This is a genomic window from Exiguobacterium sp. Leaf196, assembly GCF_001423965.1.
In the GTDB taxonomy this organism is placed as follows: Bacteria; Bacillota; Bacilli; order Exiguobacteriales; family Exiguobacteriaceae; genus Exiguobacterium_A.
The window spans coordinates 72,235-94,935 of sequence record NZ_LMPV01000007.1; the positions used below are offsets into that span (position 1 = coordinate 72,235).

Annotated in this window: 24 protein-coding genes, 1 tRNA gene and 1 pseudogene; 3 read left to right on the forward strand and 23 right to left on the reverse strand. The window is 48.5% G+C overall.

Annotation, left to right across the window (positions count from 1 at the left end):
• Window position 1: 1 nt before the first annotated feature.
• From ASG02_RS09690 to ASG02_RS09715, 6 genes are all read right to left on the reverse strand, one after another.
• Window positions 2-1,480: a sugar ABC transporter ATP-binding protein gene (locus ASG02_RS09690; protein WP_056062932.1), complete on the reverse strand. Its 1,479-nt coding sequence runs from the start codon at window positions 1,478-1,480 to the stop codon at window positions 2-4.
• Between the two features lie 12 nt (window positions 1,481-1,492).
• A complete protein-coding gene (rbsD, locus tag ASG02_RS09695; RefSeq protein WP_050678687.1) occupies window positions 1,493-1,882 on the reverse strand; it encodes a D-ribose pyranase in 390 nt (129 codons plus the stop codon).
• A complete protein-coding gene (gene rbsK, locus ASG02_RS09700) occupies window positions 1,879-2,757 on the reverse strand; it encodes a ribokinase (RefSeq protein WP_056062935.1) in 879 nt (292 codons plus the stop codon). Before rbsK ends, rbsD begins: the two co-directional genes overlap by 4 nt.
• Complete coding sequence (locus tag ASG02_RS09705) at window positions 2,754-3,734, reverse strand: LacI family DNA-binding transcriptional regulator (protein WP_056062939.1); 981 nt, start codon at window positions 3,732-3,734, stop codon at window positions 2,754-2,756. Before ASG02_RS09705 ends, rbsK begins: the two co-directional genes overlap by 4 nt.
• 198 nt (window positions 3,735-3,932) lie before the next feature.
• A complete protein-coding gene (locus ASG02_RS09710) occupies window positions 3,933-4,172 on the reverse strand; it encodes a hypothetical protein (RefSeq protein WP_056062942.1) in 240 nt (79 codons plus the stop codon).
• Window positions 4,173-4,368: 196 nt separating this feature from the next.
• Window positions 4,369-4,722 (reverse strand): hypothetical protein, encoded by a 354-nt coding sequence (locus tag ASG02_RS09715; protein WP_056062945.1) that lies wholly within the window; start codon window positions 4,720-4,722, stop codon window positions 4,369-4,371.
• A 135-nt stretch (window positions 4,723-4,857) separates the two neighbouring features.
• Here ASG02_RS09715 and ASG02_RS09720 point away from each other — a divergent pair, with 135 nt between their 5' ends.
• Window positions 4,858-5,178, forward strand: coding sequence for a hypothetical protein (locus ASG02_RS09720; RefSeq protein WP_035409954.1), 321 nt, complete (start codon window positions 4,858-4,860; stop codon window positions 5,176-5,178).
• 139 nt (window positions 5,179-5,317) lie between these two features.
• Here the strand turns inward: ASG02_RS09720 and ASG02_RS09725 are convergent, their stop codons facing one another.
• From ASG02_RS09725 to ASG02_RS09770, 10 genes are all read right to left on the reverse strand, one after another.
• Entirely contained in the window at window positions 5,318-5,566 is a 249-nt protein-coding gene (locus tag ASG02_RS09725) for a hypothetical protein (protein ID WP_231496898.1), read from the reverse strand.
• A gap of 2 nt (window positions 5,567-5,568) precedes the next feature.
• A complete protein-coding gene (locus ASG02_RS09730) occupies window positions 5,569-6,492 on the reverse strand; it encodes an acyl-ACP desaturase (protein WP_035409958.1) in 924 nt (307 codons plus the stop codon).
• 267 nt (window positions 6,493-6,759) lie between these two features.
• Window positions 6,760-8,052, reverse strand: coding sequence for a phosphopyruvate hydratase (gene eno / locus ASG02_RS09735; RefSeq protein WP_056062948.1), 1,293 nt, complete (start codon window positions 8,050-8,052; stop codon window positions 6,760-6,762).
• Window positions 8,053-8,111: 59 nt separating this feature from the next.
• Window positions 8,112-9,659: a 2,3-bisphosphoglycerate-independent phosphoglycerate mutase gene (gene gpmI, locus ASG02_RS09740; RefSeq protein WP_056062951.1), complete on the reverse strand. Its 1,548-nt coding sequence runs from the start codon at window positions 9,657-9,659 to the stop codon at window positions 8,112-8,114.
• Window positions 9,660-10,412, reverse strand: a complete 753-nt coding sequence (gene tpiA / locus ASG02_RS09745; protein ID WP_023469215.1) for a triose-phosphate isomerase — start codon at window positions 10,410-10,412, stop codon at window positions 9,660-9,662.
• A 27-nt stretch (window positions 10,413-10,439) separates the two neighbouring features.
• Window positions 10,440-11,624: a phosphoglycerate kinase gene (pgk, locus tag ASG02_RS09750; RefSeq protein WP_056062954.1), complete on the reverse strand. Its 1,185-nt coding sequence runs from the start codon at window positions 11,622-11,624 to the stop codon at window positions 10,440-10,442.
• Window positions 11,625-11,745: 121 nt separating this feature from the next.
• On the reverse strand, window positions 11,746-12,753 hold the full coding sequence (gene gap / locus ASG02_RS09755; RefSeq protein WP_035409970.1) for a type I glyceraldehyde-3-phosphate dehydrogenase: 1,008 nt from the start codon (window positions 12,751-12,753) through the stop codon (window positions 11,746-11,748).
• 53 nt (window positions 12,754-12,806) lie between these two features.
• Entirely contained in the window at window positions 12,807-13,835 is a 1,029-nt protein-coding gene (locus ASG02_RS09760) for a sugar-binding transcriptional regulator (protein ID WP_023469218.1), read from the reverse strand.
• A 115-nt stretch (window positions 13,836-13,950) separates the two neighbouring features.
• Window positions 13,951-14,211 (reverse strand): glutaredoxin family protein, encoded by a 261-nt coding sequence (locus ASG02_RS09765; protein ID WP_056062957.1) that lies wholly within the window; start codon window positions 14,209-14,211, stop codon window positions 13,951-13,953.
• Window positions 14,202-15,344, reverse strand: a complete 1,143-nt coding sequence (locus tag ASG02_RS09770) for an RNA polymerase subunit sigma-54 (RefSeq protein ID WP_056062960.1) — start codon at window positions 15,342-15,344, stop codon at window positions 14,202-14,204. Before ASG02_RS09770 ends, ASG02_RS09765 begins: the two co-directional genes overlap by 10 nt.
• A 154-nt stretch (window positions 15,345-15,498) precedes the next feature.
• Here ASG02_RS09770 and ASG02_RS09775 point away from each other — a divergent pair.
• Both ASG02_RS09775 and clpP read left to right on the forward strand, forming a co-directional pair.
• Window positions 15,499-15,574: transfer RNA gene (locus ASG02_RS09775), tRNA-Arg, on the forward strand.
• A 182-nt stretch (window positions 15,575-15,756) separates the two neighbouring features.
• Window positions 15,757-16,341: pseudogene (clpP, locus tag ASG02_RS09780) on the forward strand (ATP-dependent Clp endopeptidase proteolytic subunit ClpP); the annotation flags it as partial.
• A gap of 119 nt (window positions 16,342-16,460) precedes the next feature.
• On the opposite strand, the gene ASG02_RS09785 reads toward clpP, so the two are convergent.
• From ASG02_RS09785 to kapB, 7 genes are all read right to left on the reverse strand, one after another.
• Window positions 16,461-16,697, reverse strand: coding sequence for a hypothetical protein (locus ASG02_RS09785; protein ID WP_023469221.1), 237 nt, complete (start codon window positions 16,695-16,697; stop codon window positions 16,461-16,463).
• Window positions 16,698-16,779: 82 nt separating this feature from the next.
• Window positions 16,780-17,736 (reverse strand): DNA-binding protein WhiA, encoded by a 957-nt coding sequence (gene whiA / locus ASG02_RS09790; protein WP_035409981.1) that lies wholly within the window; start codon window positions 17,734-17,736, stop codon window positions 16,780-16,782.
• Window positions 17,733-18,731 carry a YvcK family protein gene (gene yvcK, locus ASG02_RS09795; protein WP_035409984.1) on the reverse strand — a complete coding sequence of 333 codons (999 nt, stop codon included), beginning with the start codon at window positions 18,729-18,731 and terminating at the stop codon, window positions 17,733-17,735. The genes whiA and yvcK overlap by 4 nt, the downstream gene beginning before the upstream one ends.
• Window positions 18,731-19,600: an RNase adapter RapZ gene (rapZ, locus tag ASG02_RS09800; RefSeq protein WP_035409987.1), complete on the reverse strand. Its 870-nt coding sequence runs from the start codon at window positions 19,598-19,600 to the stop codon at window positions 18,731-18,733. The genes yvcK and rapZ overlap by 1 nt, the downstream gene beginning before the upstream one ends.
• A gap of 112 nt (window positions 19,601-19,712) precedes the next feature.
• Window positions 19,713-20,675: a thioredoxin-disulfide reductase gene (gene trxB, locus ASG02_RS09805; protein WP_023469225.1), complete on the reverse strand. Its 963-nt coding sequence runs from the start codon at window positions 20,673-20,675 to the stop codon at window positions 19,713-19,715.
• A 61-nt stretch (window positions 20,676-20,736) separates the two neighbouring features.
• Window positions 20,737-22,221, reverse strand: coding sequence for a tetratricopeptide repeat protein (locus tag ASG02_RS09810; protein WP_056062963.1), 1,485 nt, complete (start codon window positions 22,219-22,221; stop codon window positions 20,737-20,739).
• A gap of 96 nt (window positions 22,222-22,317) precedes the next feature.
• The gene (gene kapB, locus ASG02_RS09815) at window positions 22,318-22,698 is read right to left on the reverse strand and encodes a sporulation phosphorelay system protein KapB (protein ID WP_023469227.1); all 381 of its coding nucleotides are present in this window, start codon (window positions 22,696-22,698) and stop codon (window positions 22,318-22,320) included.
• Between the last annotated feature and the right edge of the window lie 3 nt (window positions 22,699-22,701).

The window sequence follows — 22,701 nt, forward strand, 5'->3', positions numbered from 1 at the left end:
ATCATTGTCCTCCTGTCGCAAGTGTCATGATGCTTTCTTGCGTCGCTTCCTGTCGTGTCAACATGCCGCTCATCTTGCCTTCACGCATGACGTAGACCCGGTCGCTCATCCCGAGAATCTCCGGGAGGTCCGAGCTGACCATGATGATCGCGACACCCGCCGCAGCGAGTTCGTTCATGATGAGGTAAATCTCTTTCTTCGCCCCGACGTCGACACCACGTGTCGGTTCGTCGAGGATCAAGACTTTCGGTTGTGTCCCGAGCCACTTCGCGAGGACGACCTTCTGTTGGTTCCCACCGGACAGTGACTTCGCCGGCTGGTCCATCGAGCTGTGCCGGACCGAAAGTGATTTCAAATATCCTTCTGCGAAATCACGTTCTGCCTGATCCTTGATGACACCGGATCTTGATAACGAACGAATCGTCGGCAGTGAGATGTTCTCACGCAGTGAAAAGTCGAGGAACAAGCCTTCGCCTTTGCGGTCCTCGGTCAAAAAGCCGATCCCCTGGCGAATCGCGTCGTACGGTGTCTTGATTTTTAGCGACTGTCCGTTCAGTTCGATCGTCCCTTCTTTCAGGCGATCAACCCCGAACAGTCCACGCATGACTTCTGTCCGCCCCGCACCCATCAAACCAGAGAAGCCGATGATTTCGCCCGCATTGACGGAGAACGAGACATCGTCGAACCGTTTCCCGCTCGCCTGTTTGACTTCAAGAACAGTTGCACCGATCGACACATCACGATCCGGATACCGTTCGCCCATCTCACGACCGACCATTTCTCGGACGATCTGTTCGAACGATGTCTCGGGAATCGCGTGCGTCGAGACGGAAATCCCGTCTCGTAAGACGGTGATTCGGTCGCAAAGCTCGAAGATTTCCTCCATCCGGTGTGAGATATAGACGATCGAGACACCTTGGTTGCGTAATGCCGTCGCGACGCTGAACAAGGCACGAATTTCCCGCTCTGTCAGTGCCGCTGTCGGTTCATCCATGATGATGACCTTCGCGTCCGTCATCAGAGCTTTTGCGATCTCAATCATCTGTTGCTGACCGACCGATAACGTCCGAGCAAGTTGATCGACGTCCATGAAGACGTTCAATTCCGCGAGTTCACGTTCTGCCTGCCGCTTCATCTCCCCTTGCTTGAGAATCCCAAAGCGTGACTTCAACTCCCGTCCGAGAAACAAGTTCTCCGTCACCGTCAAATCCGGGAGGATGTTTAGTTCCTGATGGATGAAGGCAATCCCCGCCTCTTCGGCAAGCTTCGGATTCTTATACTCGACGTCCTGTCCATCGACGCGGATCGTGCCTGCGTCCGCTTTATGAACACCGGTCAAAATCTTCATCAGCGTCGATTTCCCGGCACCGTTCTCTCCCATCAAGGCGTGGATCTCACCCGCAGCGAGTTCGAAGTCGACCCCTTTGAGGACAGGGACGGGACCGAATGCTTTTTTGATACCTGTCATCTCGATACGCATCGCATGACCCCCTTAAAAGATTACGCCGGAATGGAAGATGACATTTGCGTATGGTGTCGCTTCTCCGGTCCGGATGATGACCTTCGCCTGCTGCGTCTGTTTCTTGAACTCTTCATGCGAGACGAACGTCGTCTCGATCTGCATGGCTTCGAGTTGCTCGAGGACGTTTGGATTCGCTTCTTTGATCTCCGTTGCCAGAGTCAGCTGTTCGATCGCCATGTCACCGGCGACGACACGGACGACGTCGAGAAATGATGGTGTGCCGAGTTCCAGTGCTAAATCGATTCGGACGACCCCGTCTGGAATCGGTAAGCCGCAATCAGCGATGACGATCGTATCGGTATGACCAAGATCGGTCAGGACCTTACTGATATGACTGTTTAAGATACCGTGTTTCTTCATGCGTCTCCCTCCATCTGATCCCGTGTTGGCATGCCGCCTTGTGCGCCGAGTGCGCGGATGGATAAGCCGGCTGCTCGGTTCGCGAAACAAATTGCCTCGACGAGCGGTTGTCCTTCCGTTAACGCGACGGCTAAGGCGCCATTGAACGTATCCCCTGCTCCCGTTGTATCGACGACAGTCGTCTCGATCGCAGGAATCGTCACGATCGACTCTCCGTCATAGAAGCGTGCCCCGCGACTGCCTTCGGTTACGATCAGTTTATTCGGGTATTCCATCAGCCAATGTTCGATCGGCTGGTCTTGTCCGAAGATCAAGCCACATTCATGTTCGTTTGGCGTTAAGTACGTCACGTGTTCAATCAATTCCGGACTGAGTGACATCGCGGGTGCTGGATTCAATACGACTGGAATGCCGGCTGCATGTGCTTCGCGAGCCACGGTCTCGACCGTTTCGATTGGAATCTCGAGCTGGAGTAAGATGATTTCACTGTCTGCGAGAATCGGTGCGAGTGCGTTATCTGCAAACTTCACATGTTGATTGGCAGACTGAACGACGACGATCGAGTTGTCGCCTTCAGCAAGCGTGATATGTGCCGTTCCCGTACGTTCGCCTTCAATCGTTTGCAAGTGCGTCGTCTGCACCCCTTGCGTCTTGAAGTTTTCGCGGATGGCTTCACCGTTCGCATCACTGCCGACGCAACCGATCATTTCGACGGTACTGCCGAGACGCGCGACTGCCACCGCTTGGTTTGCACCTTTTCCACCCGGTACGGTATGAAAGGCATCCCCGATGACCGTTTCGCCTGCGCCTGGGCGGCGTTTACTTTCAACGACGAGATCCATCGAGATACTGCCGATGACACTGATTTGTTTCATGCTTCCTCATCCTTCCGTTTCGTCGTTTCCCGTTCGATGATCTCAACCGTCAACTCATGATGGACGGCGGCAATTGGTGTGCCTTCAATCCGCTGAATCAGGAGTTTCGCGGCTAGTTCCCCCATTTGATAGATCGGCTGCGCAATCGTTGTCAACGGTGGTGAAATCATTTGTCCGAGTTCGATCCCGTCATAGCCGATCACTTGTAGCTCGTCTGGAATCGTGATCCCGCGTTCCGCAGCGACCTGCACCGTTGCTGCGGCGATGACATCACTCGCAGCAAAGATCCCGTTGCAATGATAGTGATCAAAGAGATAGTTCGCAGCATCAAGCGCCCCATGAAAATGGAACGGTGACTCGATGCTTGCAACGAGATGGGTTCCGGCGATTTCCTCGAAACCATCTCGCCGTTTCTTGATCGTCGGGAGTTTCGATGGACCACTGATAACTGCTAGTTCAGTTGCACCCGCTTCAAGTAAAAGCGAAGCTGCTTTCTTCCCGCCTTCGTATCCGTTTGACGTCACCGTCGGAATCGCCCCTTGTAACACACGGTCTAATGCTACGACCGGCACTTCGAGTTCTTCATAATTTGGATTGTTCGAGTAGTTCGTCGTGATGATCAATCCGTCGACATGCATTGCCTCGAGTGACTTGATATATTCGCGTTCTTTCTGAAACTGTTCGTCTGTGTTACACAAAATGACCTGAAAACCATGTTGATGTGCCATATCTTCCACAGCCCGTGCGAGTTGTGGGAAGAACGGGTTCGTGATGTCTGGAACTATCAATCCGATCAGTCCGGACCGTTTTTGGAACAACGATCGCGCGACCCGGTTCGGTCGATAATCCAATTGTTTGATTGCCTGAAGCACCGCCTTACGCGATTTCTCACTGACATAACCCTTTTCGTTCATGACGCGTGAGACCGTCGCGACAGAGACATGTGCCGCTTTCGCTACTTCCCGGATGGTCGACATGTTTCGCCACCTCTTTCTTTTGATAACGCTTACAAGAATCATCATATTGTGTAACCGGTTACACATCAATCTTTTTTATCTAAAATATATTTTATTTTTTTCGAGCTCTTGAATTGAACCATAAAAAAGAAGCCTGACACCGCATCAGACTTAAGATCATACCATATTAACGTTCACTCAAATGCTCTGGATCATGCCTTAAATAAAGACGATTAGCGAGAGCCCAATCAGAATATTAATGAATCCCAACCAATCCGTCGCTTTTGTATATAACGATGGCTTATCTTTTTTGACACTATCGTTAAGGAACATCAGTGTCACGGCAATAATGGTTGTTACGCCAAGTGGAGCGTTTAGAAAACTATCGGAATACGTAAATAAGTTATTCGTAATGTAGGCACTGTTTAAGACGGACAAACCAAATAATACTTTCTGCATGCAAGTCACTCCTATAATCACCAGGATCTTACGAAACCGACTAAGATTTGATTTCGTTCTTTCTCCATTATAGAATATTCTTCCAGAAATCCTTCCTTACATTATCGAAAGAAAGCATTTTGATGCGGACGCAAATAAACCATGAGGCAGTGTTACATCACCTCACGGTTTAAGATTTATCAGCTTAGGACGGAAATCAATGAACATCTCTACTTCGCTTCTTTTTACTTTTCTTCTCTGTATACAGGCGACGGATCAAAGCAACAACGAATGCAACGATTGCCAGCGGCTCGAACAAATAAATCAACAGGAACGTGACATCAATGACGGCATCCTCCGGATTATAACGGATGATATAGAGCGCACCGGGTAAGATGGCAATCAGTCCACCAATTCCGAGTGCCGTTCCCAAAATCAAACTCTGACGTGAAAATCGGCTCGTGATTTGATACAAACCGATGAATAGTATGAGTTCCGTAAAATAGATGAGGCGCAACGGGATGTCACCAATCGACGTATCAAGCCCTAAAATCAAAAACCGAAATAGCATGTCGATTCCCCCTTCCCTCTAGTTCTACCCCGAACAGCGTCCTCGTAATGCTGGATTTCCAGTTTCCCTGCATATCCTCGCTTCAATTAGGGAATAGCTAGAGAGTTACAGTCACATACAGAGAGTTGGGATCGGATGAAAGAAGAACACTCGATGAAGGTCGTCAGTTGTTTGAATGATTATTTCGAACGTCATCAGCAACCCCTTCAGGTCGATCTCTTACGAGGTCTACCACCGATCGTGCTATTGTTGCGCGATGACGCGAAACGTGCCTTTCCAAAAGAAGCGAATTTGCACGATGAACTGTTACAAGACATCAAACGTTTGATTCAGGAATGTTTGGATCCCGATACGTTACGCGAATTAGGAATCGATGTCGATCTCCCGGACTTTTTCGTGACCCGTGCACCGCTTCATTCTGCCCATCATTATCTCGTTACATTCATTGAAGACTGACTTTATGTTAAAAGCAGCTATTTCTTCTTTCACGAAAAACACGTGAATCAAGAGATAACTGCTTTTTCATGGACAACAAAAAACCGATAGCGCCAATGCACTACCGGTTAGACTTCACTTCACAGATAGAAAAGGTAACTTAATTCTCAGCCTCGAGAATCGCTTCGATTTCAGCTTCTACTTCTTTGTTGACCATTTGTGAACGTTTTTTGCGTAACTCGAGATCCATTTCCTGATCGATGAACTGGTTCGTATGCTTGTCGAAGCAATCAAAACAGATCGGATAAAAGTCTTTTGCTTCTTTGTTCAATGAATTGAATTCCCATGTATCGAGTTCCAAGTAACTGACTTGGTTGTTCGTTTCAGTTCCACAGATTTCACACTTCATGTTCAATTGCCTCCTGAGACGTCGATTTTCGCTTTTTCGAGTTGACGTTCTTGACGTTCCTTGATGCGTTTCAAACGTCCATGATACTTCATGATGTTCGCTTGTGATTGTTTCGCTTCTTCGCTTGTCGGCTCCAAATCAGCGATTCCCCAGTATTTGACGACGACATCTAATACCTGGTCGAAGTATTGGAGGGGGCCATAGTTCGTATCAACGGCAATCGTCTTCATGCGTTCTGTAAAGTCCGGCATGACAGCACCTGGCATTGAGAAGTTGATGATGACATCTTCGAAGAAGACGATGAAGTTCGGGTCGAGCTCTAAGTGTGCTTTGACCGTGTCACGATAGAACGCATAATGGAGCGCTTCGTCTTTCGCTAGACGACGGAGTAGCGTTGCTAAGTCCTTGTCATGCGCCCCTGCGATCTTCGCTACGTTATTGTAAAAGACGAGTGTCGCTAATTCTTGCAGTGATGTATACGCCATCGTCGCTAGTGGGTTCGTGAAGTCTGGGAACCAGCCGTTCTCAACGACGCGTCTTCTTAATTGATGAAGTCGCGTTGGATTGACGTTTCGTGTGACGAGTAAATACGTTTCGAGTAAGTTCGAGTGCTGATCTTCTTCTGCTGTCCACGTCCGGACGAAATCATTGATGACTTCCATTGAGTTCTTGAACGTGTAGTCTAAATGCGACGTGTACCACGGTAAGTTGACCTCTGTCAGTAATGCCGTCTCAATCGCTACGATGACGCCTTCTGGAAGCGTGACTTGGCTTTCGTCCCAAGGAACGCGTTTGAACGACATCGCCTTATCCCACGGAATAAACTCGTGGTAGCTCCAGTCAATATTGGCTGAACGCTCCTTGTGTAGTCGGTATAACTCTTGAATGCGTGGTTCTAAACGGATATCTAAATCTGAATTTAACATGATCCCTGTCCCCTTTAGACGTATTTTTCATCTGCATCGAGCAAGATGTAATTAATCCCTATAACTATTTAATTTGCACTTATTTATGAGTATAACATTTTAGTCATCTACTCAGATGAATCAATTTTTTGACAGTTCATCATAGTTTTGATGACAAAAGCGATTTTCATGTTTGACATTGCTTGATATAAAAAACTCCTATCCGTGTGTACGTATCACACGAATAGGAGGTTTTGCTTATAGCTTATTCAAACGATCAACCTGAAATTACTTCTTGAGGTTGTAGAATGATTTGATTCCGTCGTAGACAGCAACGTCTGAAAGCATGTCTTCGATGCGGAGAAGTTGGTTGTATTTCGCGATACGGTCTGTACGTGAAAGTGAACCCGTTTTGATTTGACCAGCGTTTGTCGCAACAGCGATGTCAGCGATCGTTGAATCTTCAGTTTCACCAGAACGGTGAGAAACGACAGCTGTGTAACCAGCTTTTTTAGCCATTTCGATTGCGTCGAATGTTTCAGTCAACGTACCGATTTGGTTCACTTTGATGAGGATCGAGTTAGCGATGCCTTTTTCGATACCTTCAGCAAGTTTCTCAGTGTTCGTTACGAACAAGTCATCCCCAACGAGTTGGACTTTGTGTCCGATACGATCTGTAAGAAGTTTGTGACCATCCCAGTCGTTTTCGTCACAACCATCTTCGATTGAGATGATTGGGTATTTGTCAACGAGTTGTGCGTAGAATTCAACAAGCTCTTCTGTTGAAAGGACTTTGCCTTCGCCAGCGAGGTTGTATTTTCCAGCTGCTTTATCGTAGAACTCAGAAGAAGCGACGTCCATTGCAAGGTAAACATCTTCGCCTGCTTTGTAGCCAGCTTTTTCGATTGCTTCAAGGATAACTGTGATTGCTTCTTCGTTTGATTTCAAGTTTGGAGCGAATCCACCCTCGTCACCAACTGCTGTGTTAAGACCCATTCCGCTAAGAACTGATTTCAACGCGTGGAAGATTTCAGCACCCATACGAAGTGCTTCTTTGAATGTTGGAGCACCGACAGGCATGATCATGAACTCTTGGAAGTCCACGTTGTTGTCTGCGTGTGATCCACCGTTGATGATGTTCATCATTGGTGTTGGTAATGTTTTCGCGTTGAATCCACCGAGGTACGTGTAAAGTGGAAGACCAAGCTCATCTGCAGCAGCACGTGCAGCAGCCATAGAAACACCAAGGATTGCGTTAGCGCCGAAGTTACCTTTGTTTTTCGTACCGTCGAGAGCGATCATTTTTTTGTCGATTCCAGTTTGGTCGAAGACATCGTAACCGATGATTTCTGGTGCGATTTTTTCGTTGACGTTGTCAACAGCTTTCAAAACACCTTTTCCGAGGTAACGTGCTTTGTCGCCATCACGGAGTTCGACTGCTTCGTGCTCACCAGTTGATGCACCTGATGGTACGAGTGCGCGACCGAAACCGCCATCTTCTGTATAAACTTCTACTTCTACTGTTGGGTTACCGCGTGAATCAAGAATCTCGCGTGCGTAAATCTCTGTAATCATTGACATTTAAATTCGCTCCTTTTGTGTGTAAGAAATATGTGGTGTAACTACTTCGATCGACGGGATTATTTCTTCAATACGATCGATTTACCAGTCATCTCTGCTGGTTGGTCCGCTCCGAGGAGATCAAGGACCGTTGGTGCGAGGTCAGCGAGTGCACCTGTGAGTGGTTCAAGGAGGTCAACGTCCTCGACCGTCACGATACATGGAACCGGTTCTGTCGTATGCGCCGTCATCTTACTGCCGTCTGCATTGAGGACTTTATCCGCGTTTCCGTGGTCAGCTGTGATGACTGCCGCGCCGCCTTTGCTGAGAATCAAGTCAACGACTTTCCCAAGACATTCATCGACTGCTTCGATCGCCTTTTTCGTCGGCTCGAGCATACCCGAGTGACCGACCATATCCGGGTTAGCGAAGTTGAGGATGATGGCGTCGTGTTTGTCCGAGTTGATTGCATCAACGAGCGCATCTGTGACTTCATAGACGCTCATCTCTGGTTTCAAGTCGTATGTCGCGACTTTTGGTGAAGGGATCAAGATCCGATCTTCCCCTTCGTATGGTTCTTCACGTTGTCCGTTGAAGAAGAACGTGACGTGCGGATACTTTTCCGTTTCCGCGATGCGTAGCTGTTTGAGACCTTGTTTTGACAATGTCTCACCAAGCGTATTCTTGATGTCTTCAGGCGGGAAGACGATGTCCGTATCAAGCGCATCCGAGTACTTCGTCATCGAGACGAGTAGCAGGTTCTTCGGTGCGTTATCCGGAAGTTCGAATCCGTCGAAGCCTTTTTTCTCTTTGTAGACTTTTGAAAGCTGAATCGCACGGTCAGGACGATAGTTGAAGAATACGATCGCATCGTTATCGTGGATCGGTGCGACTGGCGTACCGTCTTCCTGCACGACAACAGTTGGTTCGATGAACTCATCCGTTACGTCTTGTTTGTACGAAGCTTCAACCATGCCGATTGGATCCTTCGTCGTTGGACCTTCACCGAACGTGATGGCGTCATAGACTTTCTTGACGCGTTCCCAACGGTTATCGCGATCCATCGCATAGTAGCGACCAGAGATACTCGCGAATTGTCCAACATTCAATTCATCCATCTTCGCTTGCGCGTCACGAAGGAAACCAGCGCCCGATTGTGGGTCGCAGTCACGACCGTCCGTGAAAGCATGGAGGTAGACTTTTTCGATTTCGTGAAGTTTCGCGAATTCGAGCACGGCATACAAGTGGTTGATGTGACTGTGGATCCCACCGTCAGAGACCAAACCGAAGATATGAAGCGCTGAACCGTACTTCTTCACATGACCTGCCGCATCGTTCATCGCTTGACGCGAGAAGAACGAGCGATCCTTGACCGCGTTGTTGATTCGGGATAACGATTGATAGACGACGCGACCTGCACCGATGTTGAGGTGACCCACTTCTGAGTTCCCCATTTGACCTTCAGGCAAACCGACGTATTCGCCTTTCGCATTCAACAACGTATGCGGGTATTGACCCCAGTAACGGTCGAAGTTCGGTTTGTTTGCCGCCGTAACGGCATTTCCGAACTCCTCGTCACGCATACCAAAACCATCAAGGATGATCAGTGCGACTGGACGTTTTTTCATTTAAATCGCCTCCAACAGTTTGAGGAACGATCCTGTCTCAAGACTTGCACCGCCGACGAGCGCGCCGTCGATGTCTGGTTGAGCCATATATTCTTTGATGTTTTCCGGTTTGACGCTACCACCATATTGGATGCGGACAGCTTCTGCTGCTTCAGCACCAAATTCAGCTGCAACGACGTCGCGGACGAATTTACAAGAATCTTGTGCATCTTGTTCTGTTGCTGATTTACCTGTTCCGATTGCCCAGACAGGCTCGTAAGCGACGACGAGATTTTTCACTTGGTCGACAGTAAGACCTTTAAGGCTGTTTGCTGTCTGTTCGCGGATGACGTCTTCGAACTTGCCGCCTTCACGCTCTTCCAGTGTTTCACCTACACAAACGATTGGAACGAGACCGTGCTCGAACGCTTTTTTCGCTTTGCTGTTGATGAACGCATCTGTTTCACCGAAGTACTCACGACGCTCAGAGTGACCGAGGATGACGTATGTCACGTCGAGTTCTTTGAGCATGAGCGGGCTGATTTCACCAGTGAACGCACCGCTCTCTTTGTCGTACATGTTTTGAGCACCGATCTTAAGATCCGTACCAGCTGCTGCTTCTGTCAAGTGTGCCAAGAATACTGCTGGCGCACAGACGGCTGCGTCGACTGTCGTCGAAGCAGGTACAGCTCCTTTGACTTCCTCAACGAATGCGACTGCATCCTTGAGCGTCAGATTCATCTTCCAGTTACCTGCGATAATTGGTTTACGCATTGAGAAACACTCCCTTGTGAACTTAGATTACTTGTCGTTTAGCGCTTCGACACCAGGAAGAGCTTTCCCTTCCATGAATTCGAGACTTGCTCCACCACCTGTAGAAATGTGGCTCATTTTGTCAGCAAGACCGAATTTCTCTGCCGCAGCAGCTGAGTCGCCACCGCCGATGATTGAGTACGCATCGCTGTCCGCAAGAGCTTGCGCGACACCTTTTGTACCGTTTGCGTATTTATCGAGTTCGAATACGCCCATCGGTCCGTTCCAGACGACGAGTTTCGAGTTCTTGATTGCCTCTGCATAGAGTTCAACCGTTTTTGGACCGATATCAAGTGACATGTGATCTGCTGGGATCTCTGTGATGTCACGTGGTCCGACATATGTTTCTTCTCCGAATTCCTTCGTGATGACACAGTCGATTGGCATGAGGAACTTAACGCCTTTTTCTTCTGCTTTTTTCATGAATTCCTTCGCTTGGTCGATTTTATCGACCTCAAGAAGTGAAGTACCGACTTCGATACCACGAGCTGTGAGGAACGTGTACGATAAGCCGCCACCGATGATCAACGTATCGACGATGTCGAGTAAGTGATCGATGACACCGATTTTATCCGCTACTTTCGAACCACCGATGATTGCCGTGAACGGACGATCCGGGTTAGAAAGAGCTTTATCGAGAACTTGAAGTTCTTTTTCGATGAGAAGACCGGCAACTGCAGTGTCGACATGGTGTGCGATACCTTCTGTCGATGCGTGTGCACGGTGTGCTGCGCCGAACGCGTCGTTGACGAAGACGTCAGCGAGTTTCGCGAATCCTTTAGCGAGCTCTTCGTCATTTTTCGTTTCACCAGGGTAGAAGCGAACGTTCTCTAAGACGACGACATCGCCGTTTTCGAGTTTGCTGACTGCTTCTTCTGCAACTGGACCGTATGCTTCTTCAACGAGCTTGATGTCTTTACCAAGCAATTCGCTGAGGCGTGCTACGACAGGTGCAAGTGAGAACTCAGGGTTCTTTTCGCCTTTTGGACGACCCATGTGGCTAGCGAGAATGACTTTTGCTCCGCCGTCGATCAAGTGTTTGATCGTTGGGAGTGCAGCACGGATCCGTGTGTCATCCGTGATTTTACCGTCTTCCAACGGTACGTTGAAATCCACGCGTGTAAATACGCGTTTTCCTTGTACATCGATGTCGCGAATCGATTTCTTATTCATACATTCGTCCTCCGTCTCTTACGTATAGTGAGGGGCGAATGCCCCTCCCGCTTTTTTCCGCAATAAGAGCGGAGACTGATATCGTTTCCGCTCTTATTCAATTGCTATTTAATTGCTCGAATTACTTAGCGATTTCTGCGAAGTGTTTGAGTGTACGAACGAGTTGGCTAGTGTAAGACATTTCGTTGTCATACCAAGCAACTGTTTTAACGAGTTGTTTGTCGCCGACTGTCATGACTTTCGTTTGTGTTGCATCGAAGAGTGATCCGTAAGAGATACCAACGATGTCAGAAGAAACGATTTCGTCTTCAGTGTAACCGTAAGACTCGTTAGCAGCTGCTTTCATTGCTGCGTTGATTTCTTCTACAGAAACTTTTTTGTCAAGTACAGTTACAAGCTCAGTGAGTGAACCTGTAGCGACTGGTACACGTTGTGCAGATCCGTCAAGTTTACCTTGAAGTTCTGGAAGAACGAGACCGATTGCTTTTGCAGCACCAGTTGAGTTTGGAACGATGTTTGCTGCTGCCGCACGTGCACGACGGAAGTCACCTTTAGGGTGTGGAGCGTCGAGTGTGTTTTGGTCACCAGTGTAAGCGTGGATCGTAGTCATGAGACCTTCAACGATTCCGAATTGATCTTGGAGAACTTTAGCCATTGGCGCGAGACAGTTAGTAGTACATGAAGCACCAGAGATAACTGTTTCAGTTCCGTCAAGGATTTCGTGGTTCGTGTTGAAGACGACTGTTTTCATGTCGCCAGTTGCAGGTGCAGAGATAACGACTTTTTTAGCGCCAGCTTTCAAGTGAAGCTCAGCTTTTTCTTTGTCTGTGAAGAAACCAGTACATTCGAGAACGATGTCAACACCGAGCTCGCCCCATGGGAGTTCTTCTGGGTTGCGGTTAGCAAGTGTTTTGATTTCTTTACCGTTGACGAGGAAGTAACCGTCGTGTACTTCAACTTCGCCGTCGAAACGACCTTGAGTCGTATCATATTTGAGAAGGTGTGCAAGCATTTTAGTGTCTGTAAGGTCGTTGATCGCGACTACTTCGATTCCATCGAATTGAAGAATTTGACGAAGTGCCAAACGTCCGATACGTCCAAATCCGTTAATACCAACTTTTACTGCCATGATAATTTTCCTCCTTTTAATGTAAAGCGAGTTATCTATTATTCAAAAGGGGGTTACCCTTTCAAAATCGAAGCTGCTGCGCCTTCATCCGTGATCAGGATGATGTCAGGCGACTGTTTCACATAGGCATTGATCGCTTCTGCCTTCGAATGACCACCTGCGACGACGATGACGTGTTCGACTTGCTTCAAGTCAGCCAATTGGAGACCAACCGTCTTGACCCGGTGCACGATGTTCCCGTCTCGGTCGAAGTAATATCCGAATGCTTCCGCTACTGCCTGTTCATGTTCCAGTCGGGTCAGGAGATCCTCAGACGCGCGACGACGTTTTGCCATCGTTTTCGCCTCACCAATTCCATGTACCACGATTGAAGCACCTTTAATCATTTGAAGCACATTTTTTATGCTCGGCTCTTCAATCATCTTGACGAACGTCTCTGTACTGACCATGTCGGGGATGTGAAGCAGATGATAATCACTTTGAGCGCGTGACGCCATCCGTGAGCATACTGTGTTCGCTTGTAGTTCGAGCGTTTCTCCCAGTCCTCCGCGTGCCGGAACGAACGTCATCGGACGGTGTTCCTTGTCTGGCGACATCATCGCCGCGACGGAAGCCATCGTCGTACCGCCTGTGACAGCAATCGTATTGTGATGGTCTGAAGAAAGCTCTCGTTTGAGTCGTGCGACGGTCGCCCGCCCCATGTCTCGTTGTACCCAGAAGGTTTCATCGGAATCACCCGGTACGATGACGACGTCCCGTACTCCGAGTCTCTCTTTCAAAGCTTTCGCCATGTCCGAGATCCCAGCGAGTTCTCCCATGATGCTATGCATACTGCGAAGAACGTTTCGTCCTTCATCCGTCAAGGACATCCCTTGCGTTGCGACCTCTAGGAGATCTTGCTGCTTCAAGAAATCGACTTCCCGCCGTAAGACGCGTTCCGTCAAGCCAAGGCTTGTCGCAAGCGTACGTCGTCCGATCGGTTGCATCAGTCGAACATAATGAAGGATGTCGTAGCGTGTCTGCATTTCTTCGATCAGATCAGGCACGATTCGTTTTTGGATCTGGACTAACTGCCGAATCATGTATTTCCCTCTCCTCTCAAGTAGCTGGACGCTTTTTGTCCCGCATGTCATAACGTGTCCCACTTGGTACACCGTTATCATAACAGTCCGTTTCTCGCCTTGCAAGTCTCGTATCTCAAGTTTTTTGAAGTAAGCGTTTTCTTACTGTTTCCGTGTCAAATTTGCCATAACTCCAAATTTCTTCGTCATGCATGACGACCGGAATCTCGTATAAAAACCGTAGACTGAGCGCTTCATCCTGATCGATGTTGACTTCCTCGAACGTCCATTCCGGAAACTCATCGAGTACGAAGTCGAGTAAGATGGCGGCTTCTTCACATAGCGTACATCCCGGACGTGAATAGAGTGTTAAGTGTGTGTGTCGTTTTAATCCCATTCTGATTGCGCCTTCCTTTGCTGCATCGTTTTCCGGGTCAAACCAAGTGCTGCCCGATATTTCGCAACCGTCCGTCGCGCGACTGTCAGACCGTCTGCTTGCAGACGATCCGTCAATTGCTGATCACTTAACGGACGGTCACTGTGCTGAATGTATTCGGCGATCCGCCGTTTAATTAAAAAACTCGAATCTCCGGTTGTCGTCCGTGAGACGAACAAGTCTTCTAAAGCAACGAGACCATGAACCGTCTCGACATACTTCGCAGCAATCGCTCGACCAATCGTTGACGGATGATGCCCCGTCGCCTCAGCGACTTGTTTTTTCGTCAGTGGCTCAAGATGCAGTTCTCCCTTGAACCAGCGTTCTTGTCGCTCAAGCAAGACCGAGAGGATGGCATGCATCGTAACACGACGTCGTTCGTACGCGCGCAAAAAAGGCATTGCCTCTTTTAATCCGAGCCACTTCTGATCCATGTCGAGTGTCATCCAGTCGATCTGAAGTTTTCCATCTAACAGGTGAATCCGTGCTTCTGCCATGACCGGTCGTTCTTCTTTAGGAAGATCCGGTGTCCGGCTCAGCCGCGTCAATTGTTTTCGCAACCGTGCTCGATCCTGTTCACTGAACTGCGCGAACACCTGACTCGCCGGTTCATGTCGCAACCGATCCGTTAGTCCGATCAATTCCGCGTCGTCTAGCTCGATCGCCTGTAACCATTGACACTCGCGCTCCGAGCGGGCAGCGATGCCGACTGGTTCACATTGTTGTAAGAGTGTCCGTGCTTCTGTAATCGTTGCAACATCGGTCGAGAAGGATGCAGCGAGCTGCTCGTCCGATGTCCGCAATAAACCGTCCGCTTCTAAATACACGATGAGTTGTTCCGCCATATATCCTATTTCCTGTCTGACTGATTCTAAACGTATTTGTGCAAGAAGCTCGTCTTCATAGGAAGCCAAATGTCCTGCCATCTGCTCGACCTCTAGCGAAACCTGATTCGGGTAATGGCGGTGCAATCGTCGTTTTAACCGCCGCCATTCCTCCTCGAGTTCTGCCGCTGGTTGCTCAAGTACATGTAACTGATACTGTTGTGACGCCGATAACGTCATCTGTTGCGTTTGTTCCTGGCGTTGATCCATCGATTTCCCTCCCTCACTTCTTATTATAGAAGAAACGTTTTAAAAAACATGCTCTGAACCCCTTTTTGAGTCGCTTGAGAAAAGAAAAGTCATGCTTCCCTATTGCTTTTCTGAAAAAATGTCGCTATACTATTAATTGTTCAGTACATCAGATGCACCCGTAGCTCAGGGGATAGAGCACTGGTTTCCGGTACCAGGTGTCGGGAGTTCGAATCTCTCCGGGTGTACCATTTATTCAACTACAAGGCAATGCCAGCAATGGCATTGCCTTTTTTCTATACTGATATGTTTCGTTTGCCCTTGTAATGGAAAAATACCTAAAAGTCGCATCGTATCTTTTGACCAATATTGACCAAAGGATTATGATAAGGATAAGTCGAATAGGAAGCTACATACCAACTATAAGGAGGCAAAGACTATGTTAATTCCAACAGTCATCGAACAAACAAACCGCGGGGAACGTGCTTACGATATCTACTCACGTTTGCTAAAAGACCGCATCATTCTTCTCGGGAGCGCGATTGACGACAACGTCGCCAACTCAGTCGTTGCCCAACTTCTGTTCTTAGCAGCAGAAGATCCAGATAAAGAAATCTCGCTTTACATCAACAGCCCAGGTGGTTCGATCACTGCCGGTATGGCGATTTACGATACAATGAACTTCATCAAGCCACAAGTTTCAACAATTTGTATCGGTATGGCAGCATCGATGGGTGCGTTCTTGCTACAAGCAGGCGCAAAAGGAAAACGTTTCGCGTTACCAAACGCTGAAATCATGATCCACCAACCACTCGGTGGTACACAAGGTCAAGCATCGGATATCAAAATCCATGCGGAGCGTATCATCAAAATGCGTGAGCACCTCAACAAAATCATGGCTGAAAACACAGGACAACCACTTGAAGTCATCGAACGCGATACAGAGCGTGACAACTTCATGTCAGCACAAGCTGCTGCTGATTACGGTCTCATCGACCGCGTCATGGAACGTGCATAAGTCATCCAGAGTGTCTCCTTCGGGAGGCACTTTTTTTGTATCCATAGAAAATCGAAGCCTTGTCGGTTATCGTTACATACAAAAAACCTCCCGTTCCTTATAGAACGAGAGGGCGATGATCAGTCGATCAAGTCTGTGATGTCTGAAACGATATCGTGGTTTTCACGAATCAGCGAGTAGATCGCGTTCGCATGTGGCGAAAGCTCTTCTTCTGCTTGTAATTGTTTCAGGAATAAAGATGTTGCGAACGCAACGAGTGTGCTTTTCGGTACACCGATTGATTTCGCTTTTTTTGTTAACACTTCATCAAACTTCGCATCGACTGTCAGCGAAATACGTTTCTTTTCGTTAGCCATTTCAAAAACTCCTTAATTCGAACATTTAGTTGCATCGACTATATATTATAGTAGACTATGGTTCATCCCGCAAGCGACCCTCTTATATGGCGCCTGTCATCGACTCGCCATTTCGTACTTTTTCAGCGATTTGATCAATCTTCCGCAACCGGTGATTGATCCCTGATTTTGAGATGGAGCCGCTTTCGACCATCTCTCCGAGCTCTTGTAACGTGACGTCTTGATGTGTCACACGCAAGATCGCGATCTCCTTCAATTTATCCGGTAAGACATCGAGTCCGACCGTCCGCTCGAGGAACTTGATGTTCTCGACTTGGCGTAATGCCGCACCAACCGTCTTGTTGAGGTTCGCCGTCTCACAGTTGACGAGACGGTTGACCGAGTTACGCATATCTTTTAAGATCCGGACGTCCTCGAACCGCAGCATCGATTGTGTCGCATCAACGAGCTTGAGGAAATCGGAAATTTTCTCGCTCTCCTTGATGTAGAGGATGTGTCCCTTTTTCCGTTCGATCGCTTTCGCGTTCAAATCAAAGACGTTCGATAGACCACGGAGCGCCGCATTATGTTCTTCATATAAGCTGAAGATCTCCAAGTGATACGACGACGTCGCCGGATTGTTGAGCGAACCTCCGGCGAGGAACGCCCCTCGTAAATACGCACGCGCTTTTCGTTCATCGTTTAAGATCGTGTCACTGATGGAACGAATCATCGTGAATCCTTCTCCTAAAATCCCGAGGTCTTGCAAAATCTTATCCGCCTGTTGTTTGACGCGGACGATGTAGACATTATTCTTTTTCAGACGCATTTTCTTCCGAACGAGCAGATCGAGATGGACACCGTATGCTTTTTTCAAAAGCGAATAGATCCGACGGGCAATCGAGGCATTCTCGGTCGAGATATCGAGTGTCAGACCACGTCCGAGACCGAACGAGATCGCACCGTTCATCCGGGCGAGCGCCGCGAGTTCCGCCTTCATCTCGTGATCAGTAATCGGAATCTGCGTTAATTCTTTTTTGACTTCTGAGGCAAAGCTCATGTCAGCTCCTCCTTTCCTTCGAGTTGACGCATCCGTCGAATCGACAACACTTTTCGCATGACGAGGCTTGCGACAGCATCTGAGTCATGACGGATGAAGTGATGATTGTAATCGACGATATCGTCTGCTAGCACTTCAACGCCTGCTAACTCGAATTGTTTTTCATTATAGGTGACGATGTCAGCGTGATCCTTTTGGTATTTCTTCAGGTAACTCGCATCGATCGATTCGTTGTTGACGATGATTGTATCGACGACGCCTTGTCCGAGGAAGCGTTCGAGTGCCGCTAAATGTTCATTGGCTGTGAACGCTGTCGTCTCACCGGGTTGCGTCATGACGTTACAGATATAGACGACCGGAGCTAGCGATTGCTGGATTGCTTCCCGGATTTCGTCGATCAGAACGTTCGGGATGATACTCGTATAGAGACTGCCCGGACCAAGGACGATGACATCGGCATCAAGAATCGCCTGAATCGCTTCCGGTACTGGACGGACATCTTGTTCTTCAAGGAAAATCCGTTCAATCTTCTTACCGACCTTCGGAATCAACGACTCGCCTTTAACGATCGTTCCGTCCTCGAACTCGGCACAGAGCGTGATCGTCCGTTCCGTCGCCGGATAGACTTTTCCTTCCGCGTTCAACAGTTGCCCCATGACACCGATCGCTTCAACGAACGAACCGTTACAAAGTTGGGTTGCTGCCGTCAACATCAGATTTCCGAGTGAATGACCATGCAGTCCTTCCCCGGTCTCGAACCGGTACTGCATGATCCGGTCCATCAATGTCTCTGACTTCGATAAGGAGACGATGACGTTTCGGATATCGCCCGGCGGCAACATATTGAATTCCGTCCGCAAACGACCAGAACTGCCCCCGTCATCAGCAACGGTGACGATGGCTGTGATGTCGAGCGGGTAATGCTTCAGTCCACGAAGAAGCGTCGAGAGTCCTGTTCCGCCACCGACAGCGACGACTTTACGTTCCCATTTCATCACTTCTCCCCCTTCGCATACACATAATCCCGGTGATTCGTCTCAATATGATACTGCGTCGCAAATTCTTTACTAATCGCTTCTGCAAATGTGATTGAGCGATGTTTCCCACCTGTACAACCGAGGGCGATGACGAGTTGCGACTTCCCTTCCCGCTCGTATTGCGGAATTAAAAATTCAAGCAGGTCGACGAGTTTTTTATAGAACAGCTTTGCTTCCGGCCATTGCATGACGTACGATGCCACTTCCTCATCAAGTCCAGTTTTTGGACGCAACTCTGGAATGTAGAACGGGTTCGGTAAGAAGCGCAGGTCAAAGACAAGATCCGCATCAAGCGGTAAGCCATGTTTAAAGCCGAACGACATGACGTTGACCGTGAACGGAATCCGTGTGCCTTCCGTGAACTCCTTTAAGAGACGTTCTTTCAGTGCAAGCGGCTTGATGTCACTCGTATCAATCAGCATCTGTGCTTTATCGCGGAATCCTTCGAGCAACGTCCGTTCACGTTCGATTCCAATCAATGGTGAATCCGTCGGTGCAAGTGGATGCGAACGACGCGATTCCTTATAACGGCGGACAAGGACATCGTTTCGTGCATCAAGGTACAGCATCCGGATTTGTAAGTCCGTTTTCTTTAAATCCTCATAGACGACAAAAAAGCTGTCGATGAAATCACGCGCGCGGGTATCGATGGCAACGGCGATTTTAGGACGCACTTGTCCAATGACTTCGATGAGATGCGGCAGTAACGTCGGGGGTAGATTGTCGACACAAAAATAGCCTAAGTCCTCAAAGCTGTTCATTGCGACAGTCTTCCCAGCCCCACTCATACCCGTGATGATGACAAGTTGCGGTTGATTCTGTTCCATCTTTTCGCCCTCCAGACAACAGTTCCGTGTGTATTTTTTCGCTTCTTTTTCAGTATATCATAAAAAAAGAGCCAGCTTCACTGAAGTGTCCTTCAATGAAACTGGTTCGATATTATGCGTGTGAGGATTCTTGTAATTCTTCAAGCAACGCTTCAATGAAATGCTGTGCATTTTGCGCTGCGATCGAACCATCGTTCGTTGCTGTAACGACTTGGCGCAATGTTTTTTCACGCACGTCACCAGCAGCAAAGATACCTTTGATGTTCGTTTCCATCGCTTCGTTCGTCACGACGTAACCTTGGTCGTTCAAAATACCGAGATCTTGGACGTAACCTGTGATTGGGTTCATTCCGATGTAGATGAAGACCCCATCGATCGGATGCGTCGTCACGTCAGCTGTTTTTGTATTGATCAGCTCGATACCGCCGACTTTTCCGTCTTGTTCGTTGATCTGTTTAACCGTATGGTTCCAGATGAAGTCGATTTTCGGGTTGTCGAACGCACGTTTTTGAAGGATTTTTTGAGCGCGGAGCTCATCACGACGGTGAACGATCGTGACTTTTTTCGCGAAACGTGTCAAGTAGACACCTTCTTCTACCGCAGAGTCCCCGCCACCGATGACGAAGAGTTCTTTTTCTTTGAAGAACGCCCCATCACAGACCGCACAATACGAGACACCGCGACCGCCGAGCTCTTCTTCTCCCGGTACACCGATTTTTTTATATTGTGCACCAGACGCGATGATGATTGCCCGTGCGTAGTAATCTTTGTTGTGTGCATGAATCGTTTTGTATGCTTTACCGTCTTCGATGCTTCGAACATCTCCGTACGCATATTCTGCGCCGAATGCTTTCGAGTGGTCGAACATTTTTTGTGAGAGATCTGGTCCGAGGATGCTATCGTATCCTGGGTAGTTCTCGATATCTTCTGTGTTCGCCATCTGACCGCCCGGAATCCCGCGTTCGATCATCAATGTCGAAAGGTTCGCACGTGATGCATAAAGTGCGGCTGTCATCCCAGCAGGACCTGCCCCGATGATGATGACGTCATAAATTTTTTGTTCTGTTTCCGCCATGATTCCACCCCATTTATCGTAATCGTTGTAGTTTGAGTATAGGTGAGAATCCCCTAAACGTCTAACACTTTGCTTGCAGCGGTGCCAGCATCCGTTCATGTGTCCGGATCATTGACGCGACATGATCGAACGAACAATCGACGAGCGATGCGCATTCCTCGATCAACATTCCGTCTCGTAAATCATAGAACAGGTAAAGCAGTGATGCCGCGGATGCTTCAATTGAATCGAACGATTCTCCACTTAAAACAAGCTGTGCGAAGCGCTCATAAAAGTCCCCTTCAAGACTCATCCGTTCTTCGTCTGAAACGAATCGTTCTGCAAGACGGATCGTCTGCAATGCCCGGTGAATGCGTTCATCCACGACATCGGTCCGTCCTTCCATCTCGACGATGATCTGTTCCGTCAATAATAGGACGTCTTCTCGGTCCGTCACTTCTGGCATCATCGACAATGCAAGCCGTGCTTCGGCATCGTTCAGCTTGCCAAGAAGAAGTGCCGTGAAGATGCGCGAGACGTCATCTTCCGTCTTCAACGCTTGGATGAGTGCCGAGCGAAACTGCAGGTTATGGCGGATGTCATACGTATCCGTTTCTTCCTTTAACGCTTGTGCTTCGTCCGACTTCAAGAAAGCGGCTGCTTCTTCGACGTGTCCTGTCTTATAAGCAGAGATCGATAACCAGTGCCCAAAGAGGGGATCTCCTCGGTAACCGCGACGCTCGAGTAATTTTAACTCTTCATAGGCGATATCGTACCGTCCGATGATCGCAAGTGTTGATGCGACCTTGTAACGTGTCTCAAGATGCACGGAACGGACGTGTTCGAGCTGACGAGAGAGACGGTGCGCCTCTTCGTCCTGTCCCATCTCGTGTAGCAAGACGAGCGTGTTACAGAGGGCATGCAAATTCCCCGGGTTTCCTTCAAGGACCCGTTCGAGGGAAGCGAATGCCTGATCATTCTCTCCTAAATAGAACTCGACGATCGCGAGGTTGTTGTAGGCAGGCCAGAACGTCGGGTACTGGGCAATCAGTCCAGTCAACGTTTCCTGTGCCGCGAACAGCATTCCTTTATCGATCTGGCGTTGTGCTTGACCGTGCAGACGAATCAATTCGTCCTCTTCGTCGTCTTCCATCTCTTGTTCGAGATCAATCAGTTCCACGAGTGCGGCCGATGCCTCCGCGTGTTTACCGTTTGGTGCTTGCTCTAAATATTCCATCGCATGCTGTCGCGCTTCTTCATAAAGTGAGACATGTGCGTAGTTATTCGCTAAATAAAAGAGTGATTCCATATTTGATGCGTCGAGTGCACGTACTTGTTTCAAGACATCATTCGCATGATTGATTTCTCCTGTCTCGAATAAGACACGGGCATAACGGAGCAAATAACGGATGTCCGCTGGCTGAAGTGTCGTCGCCTCATCTAGATGATAGACGGCTTCGTCCAGTCGCCCTTCCCGGTGCGCCTTCCGTCCGCGGAAATAAAAAAGTTCCGCTTGGCGCGCTGTAATCGCAAAGGGGTCTGCTTTGTATTTGGTTAATTCCATCATGATTCAAGCCCCCATAAATAGTAAACTGGTTTCGTAGTTGCAGACACAAGAATACCCTATCTCTAGAAGGCATGCAACAGAAAAAAACGCCGGAGTTCATCCCCAGCGTTTTGCATAAATTGATTCCAGTTCTTTGTAATTCTCTAAGCATTTTCGTACAAAAGCATCCGTCTCTGGATTCAGTCCTTCAAGACGTGCCACGTCCTTGTCATATGCCTGCCGTAAGCTCGTCGCATAATCGGGAATCTCTCCGTCATACGCATAAACGACTGCGGGCGAAACCGTGATCTTTTCGTGCTTATGCAAGGCGGTCCGGATATGAAACAGCGGGACATCGACTTGGTTCGGTTGATGAAGATCTCCTTGAACCGGATGCTTTTCGACAGCCAGTACCTCCACGACGAGACCTTGTGGACGTTCGGCGAATAATCTTCCGAAATACTTTCCTGTCTTATACGTAAAGCGGATGTGCGTCATCTT

Coding starts and splice junctions, on each gene's coding strand:
- ASG02_RS09690 (WP_056062932.1), bottom strand. CDS start 1,480: ATGCGTATCGAGATGACAGGTATCAAAAAAGCATTCGGTCCCGTCCCT.
- rbsD (WP_050678687.1), bottom strand. CDS start 1,882: ATGAAGAAACACGGTATCTTAAACAGTCATATCAGTAAGGTCCTGACC.
- rbsK (WP_056062935.1), bottom strand. CDS start 2,757: ATGAAACAAATCAGTGTCATCGGCAGTATCTCGATGGATCTCGTCGTT.
- ASG02_RS09705 (WP_056062939.1), bottom strand. CDS start 3,734: ATGTCGACCATCCGGGAAGTAGCGAAAGCGGCACATGTCTCTGTCGCG.
- ASG02_RS09710 (WP_056062942.1), bottom strand. CDS start 4,172: ATGCAGAAAGTATTATTTGGTTTGTCCGTCTTAAACAGTGCCTACATT.
- ASG02_RS09715 (WP_056062945.1), bottom strand. CDS start 4,722: ATGCTATTTCGGTTTTTGATTTTAGGGCTTGATACGTCGATTGGTGAC.
- ASG02_RS09720 (WP_035409954.1), top strand. CDS start 4,858: ATGAAAGAAGAACACTCGATGAAGGTCGTCAGTTGTTTGAATGATTAT.
- ASG02_RS09725 (WP_231496898.1), bottom strand. CDS start 5,566: ATGAAGTGTGAAATCTGTGGAACTGAAACGAACAACCAAGTCAGTTAC.
- ASG02_RS09730 (WP_035409958.1), bottom strand. CDS start 6,492: ATGTTAAATTCAGATTTAGATATCCGTTTAGAACCACGCATTCAAGAG.
- eno (WP_056062948.1), bottom strand. CDS start 8,052: ATGTCAATGATTACAGAGATTTACGCACGCGAGATTCTTGATTCACGC.
- gpmI (WP_056062951.1), bottom strand. CDS start 9,659: ATGAAAAAACGTCCAGTCGCACTGATCATCCTTGATGGTTTTGGTATG.
- tpiA (WP_023469215.1), bottom strand. CDS start 10,412: ATGCGTAAACCAATTATCGCAGGTAACTGGAAGATGAATCTGACGCTC.
- pgk (WP_056062954.1), bottom strand. CDS start 11,624: ATGAATAAGAAATCGATTCGCGACATCGATGTACAAGGAAAACGCGTA.
- gap (WP_035409970.1), bottom strand. CDS start 12,753: ATGGCAGTAAAAGTTGGTATTAACGGATTTGGACGTATCGGACGTTTG.
- ASG02_RS09760 (WP_023469218.1), bottom strand. CDS start 13,835: ATGATTCGGCAGTTAGTCCAGATCCAAAAACGAATCGTGCCTGATCTG.
- ASG02_RS09765 (WP_056062957.1), bottom strand. CDS start 14,211: ATGGGATTAAAACGACACACACACTTAACACTCTATTCACGTCCGGGA.
- ASG02_RS09770 (WP_056062960.1), bottom strand. CDS start 15,344: ATGGATCAACGCCAGGAACAAACGCAACAGATGACGTTATCGGCGTCA.
- ASG02_RS09785 (WP_023469221.1), bottom strand. CDS start 16,697: ATGGCTAACGAAAAGAAACGTATTTCGCTGACAGTCGATGCGAAGTTT.
- whiA (WP_035409981.1), bottom strand. CDS start 17,736: ATGAGCTTTGCCTCAGAAGTCAAAAAAGAATTAACGCAGATTCCGATT.
- yvcK (WP_035409984.1), bottom strand. CDS start 18,731: ATGAAATGGGAACGTAAAGTCGTCGCTGTCGGTGGCGGAACAGGACTC.
- rapZ (WP_035409987.1), bottom strand. CDS start 19,600: ATGGAACAGAATCAACCGCAACTTGTCATCATCACGGGTATGAGTGGG.
- trxB (WP_023469225.1), bottom strand. CDS start 20,675: ATGGCGGAAACAGAACAAAAAATTTATGACGTCATCATCATCGGGGCA.
- ASG02_RS09810 (WP_056062963.1), bottom strand. CDS start 22,221: ATGATGGAATTAACCAAATACAAAGCAGACCCCTTTGCGATTACAGCG.
- kapB (WP_023469227.1), bottom strand. CDS start 22,698: ATGACGCACATCCGCTTTACGTATAAGACAGGAAAGTATTTCGGAAGA.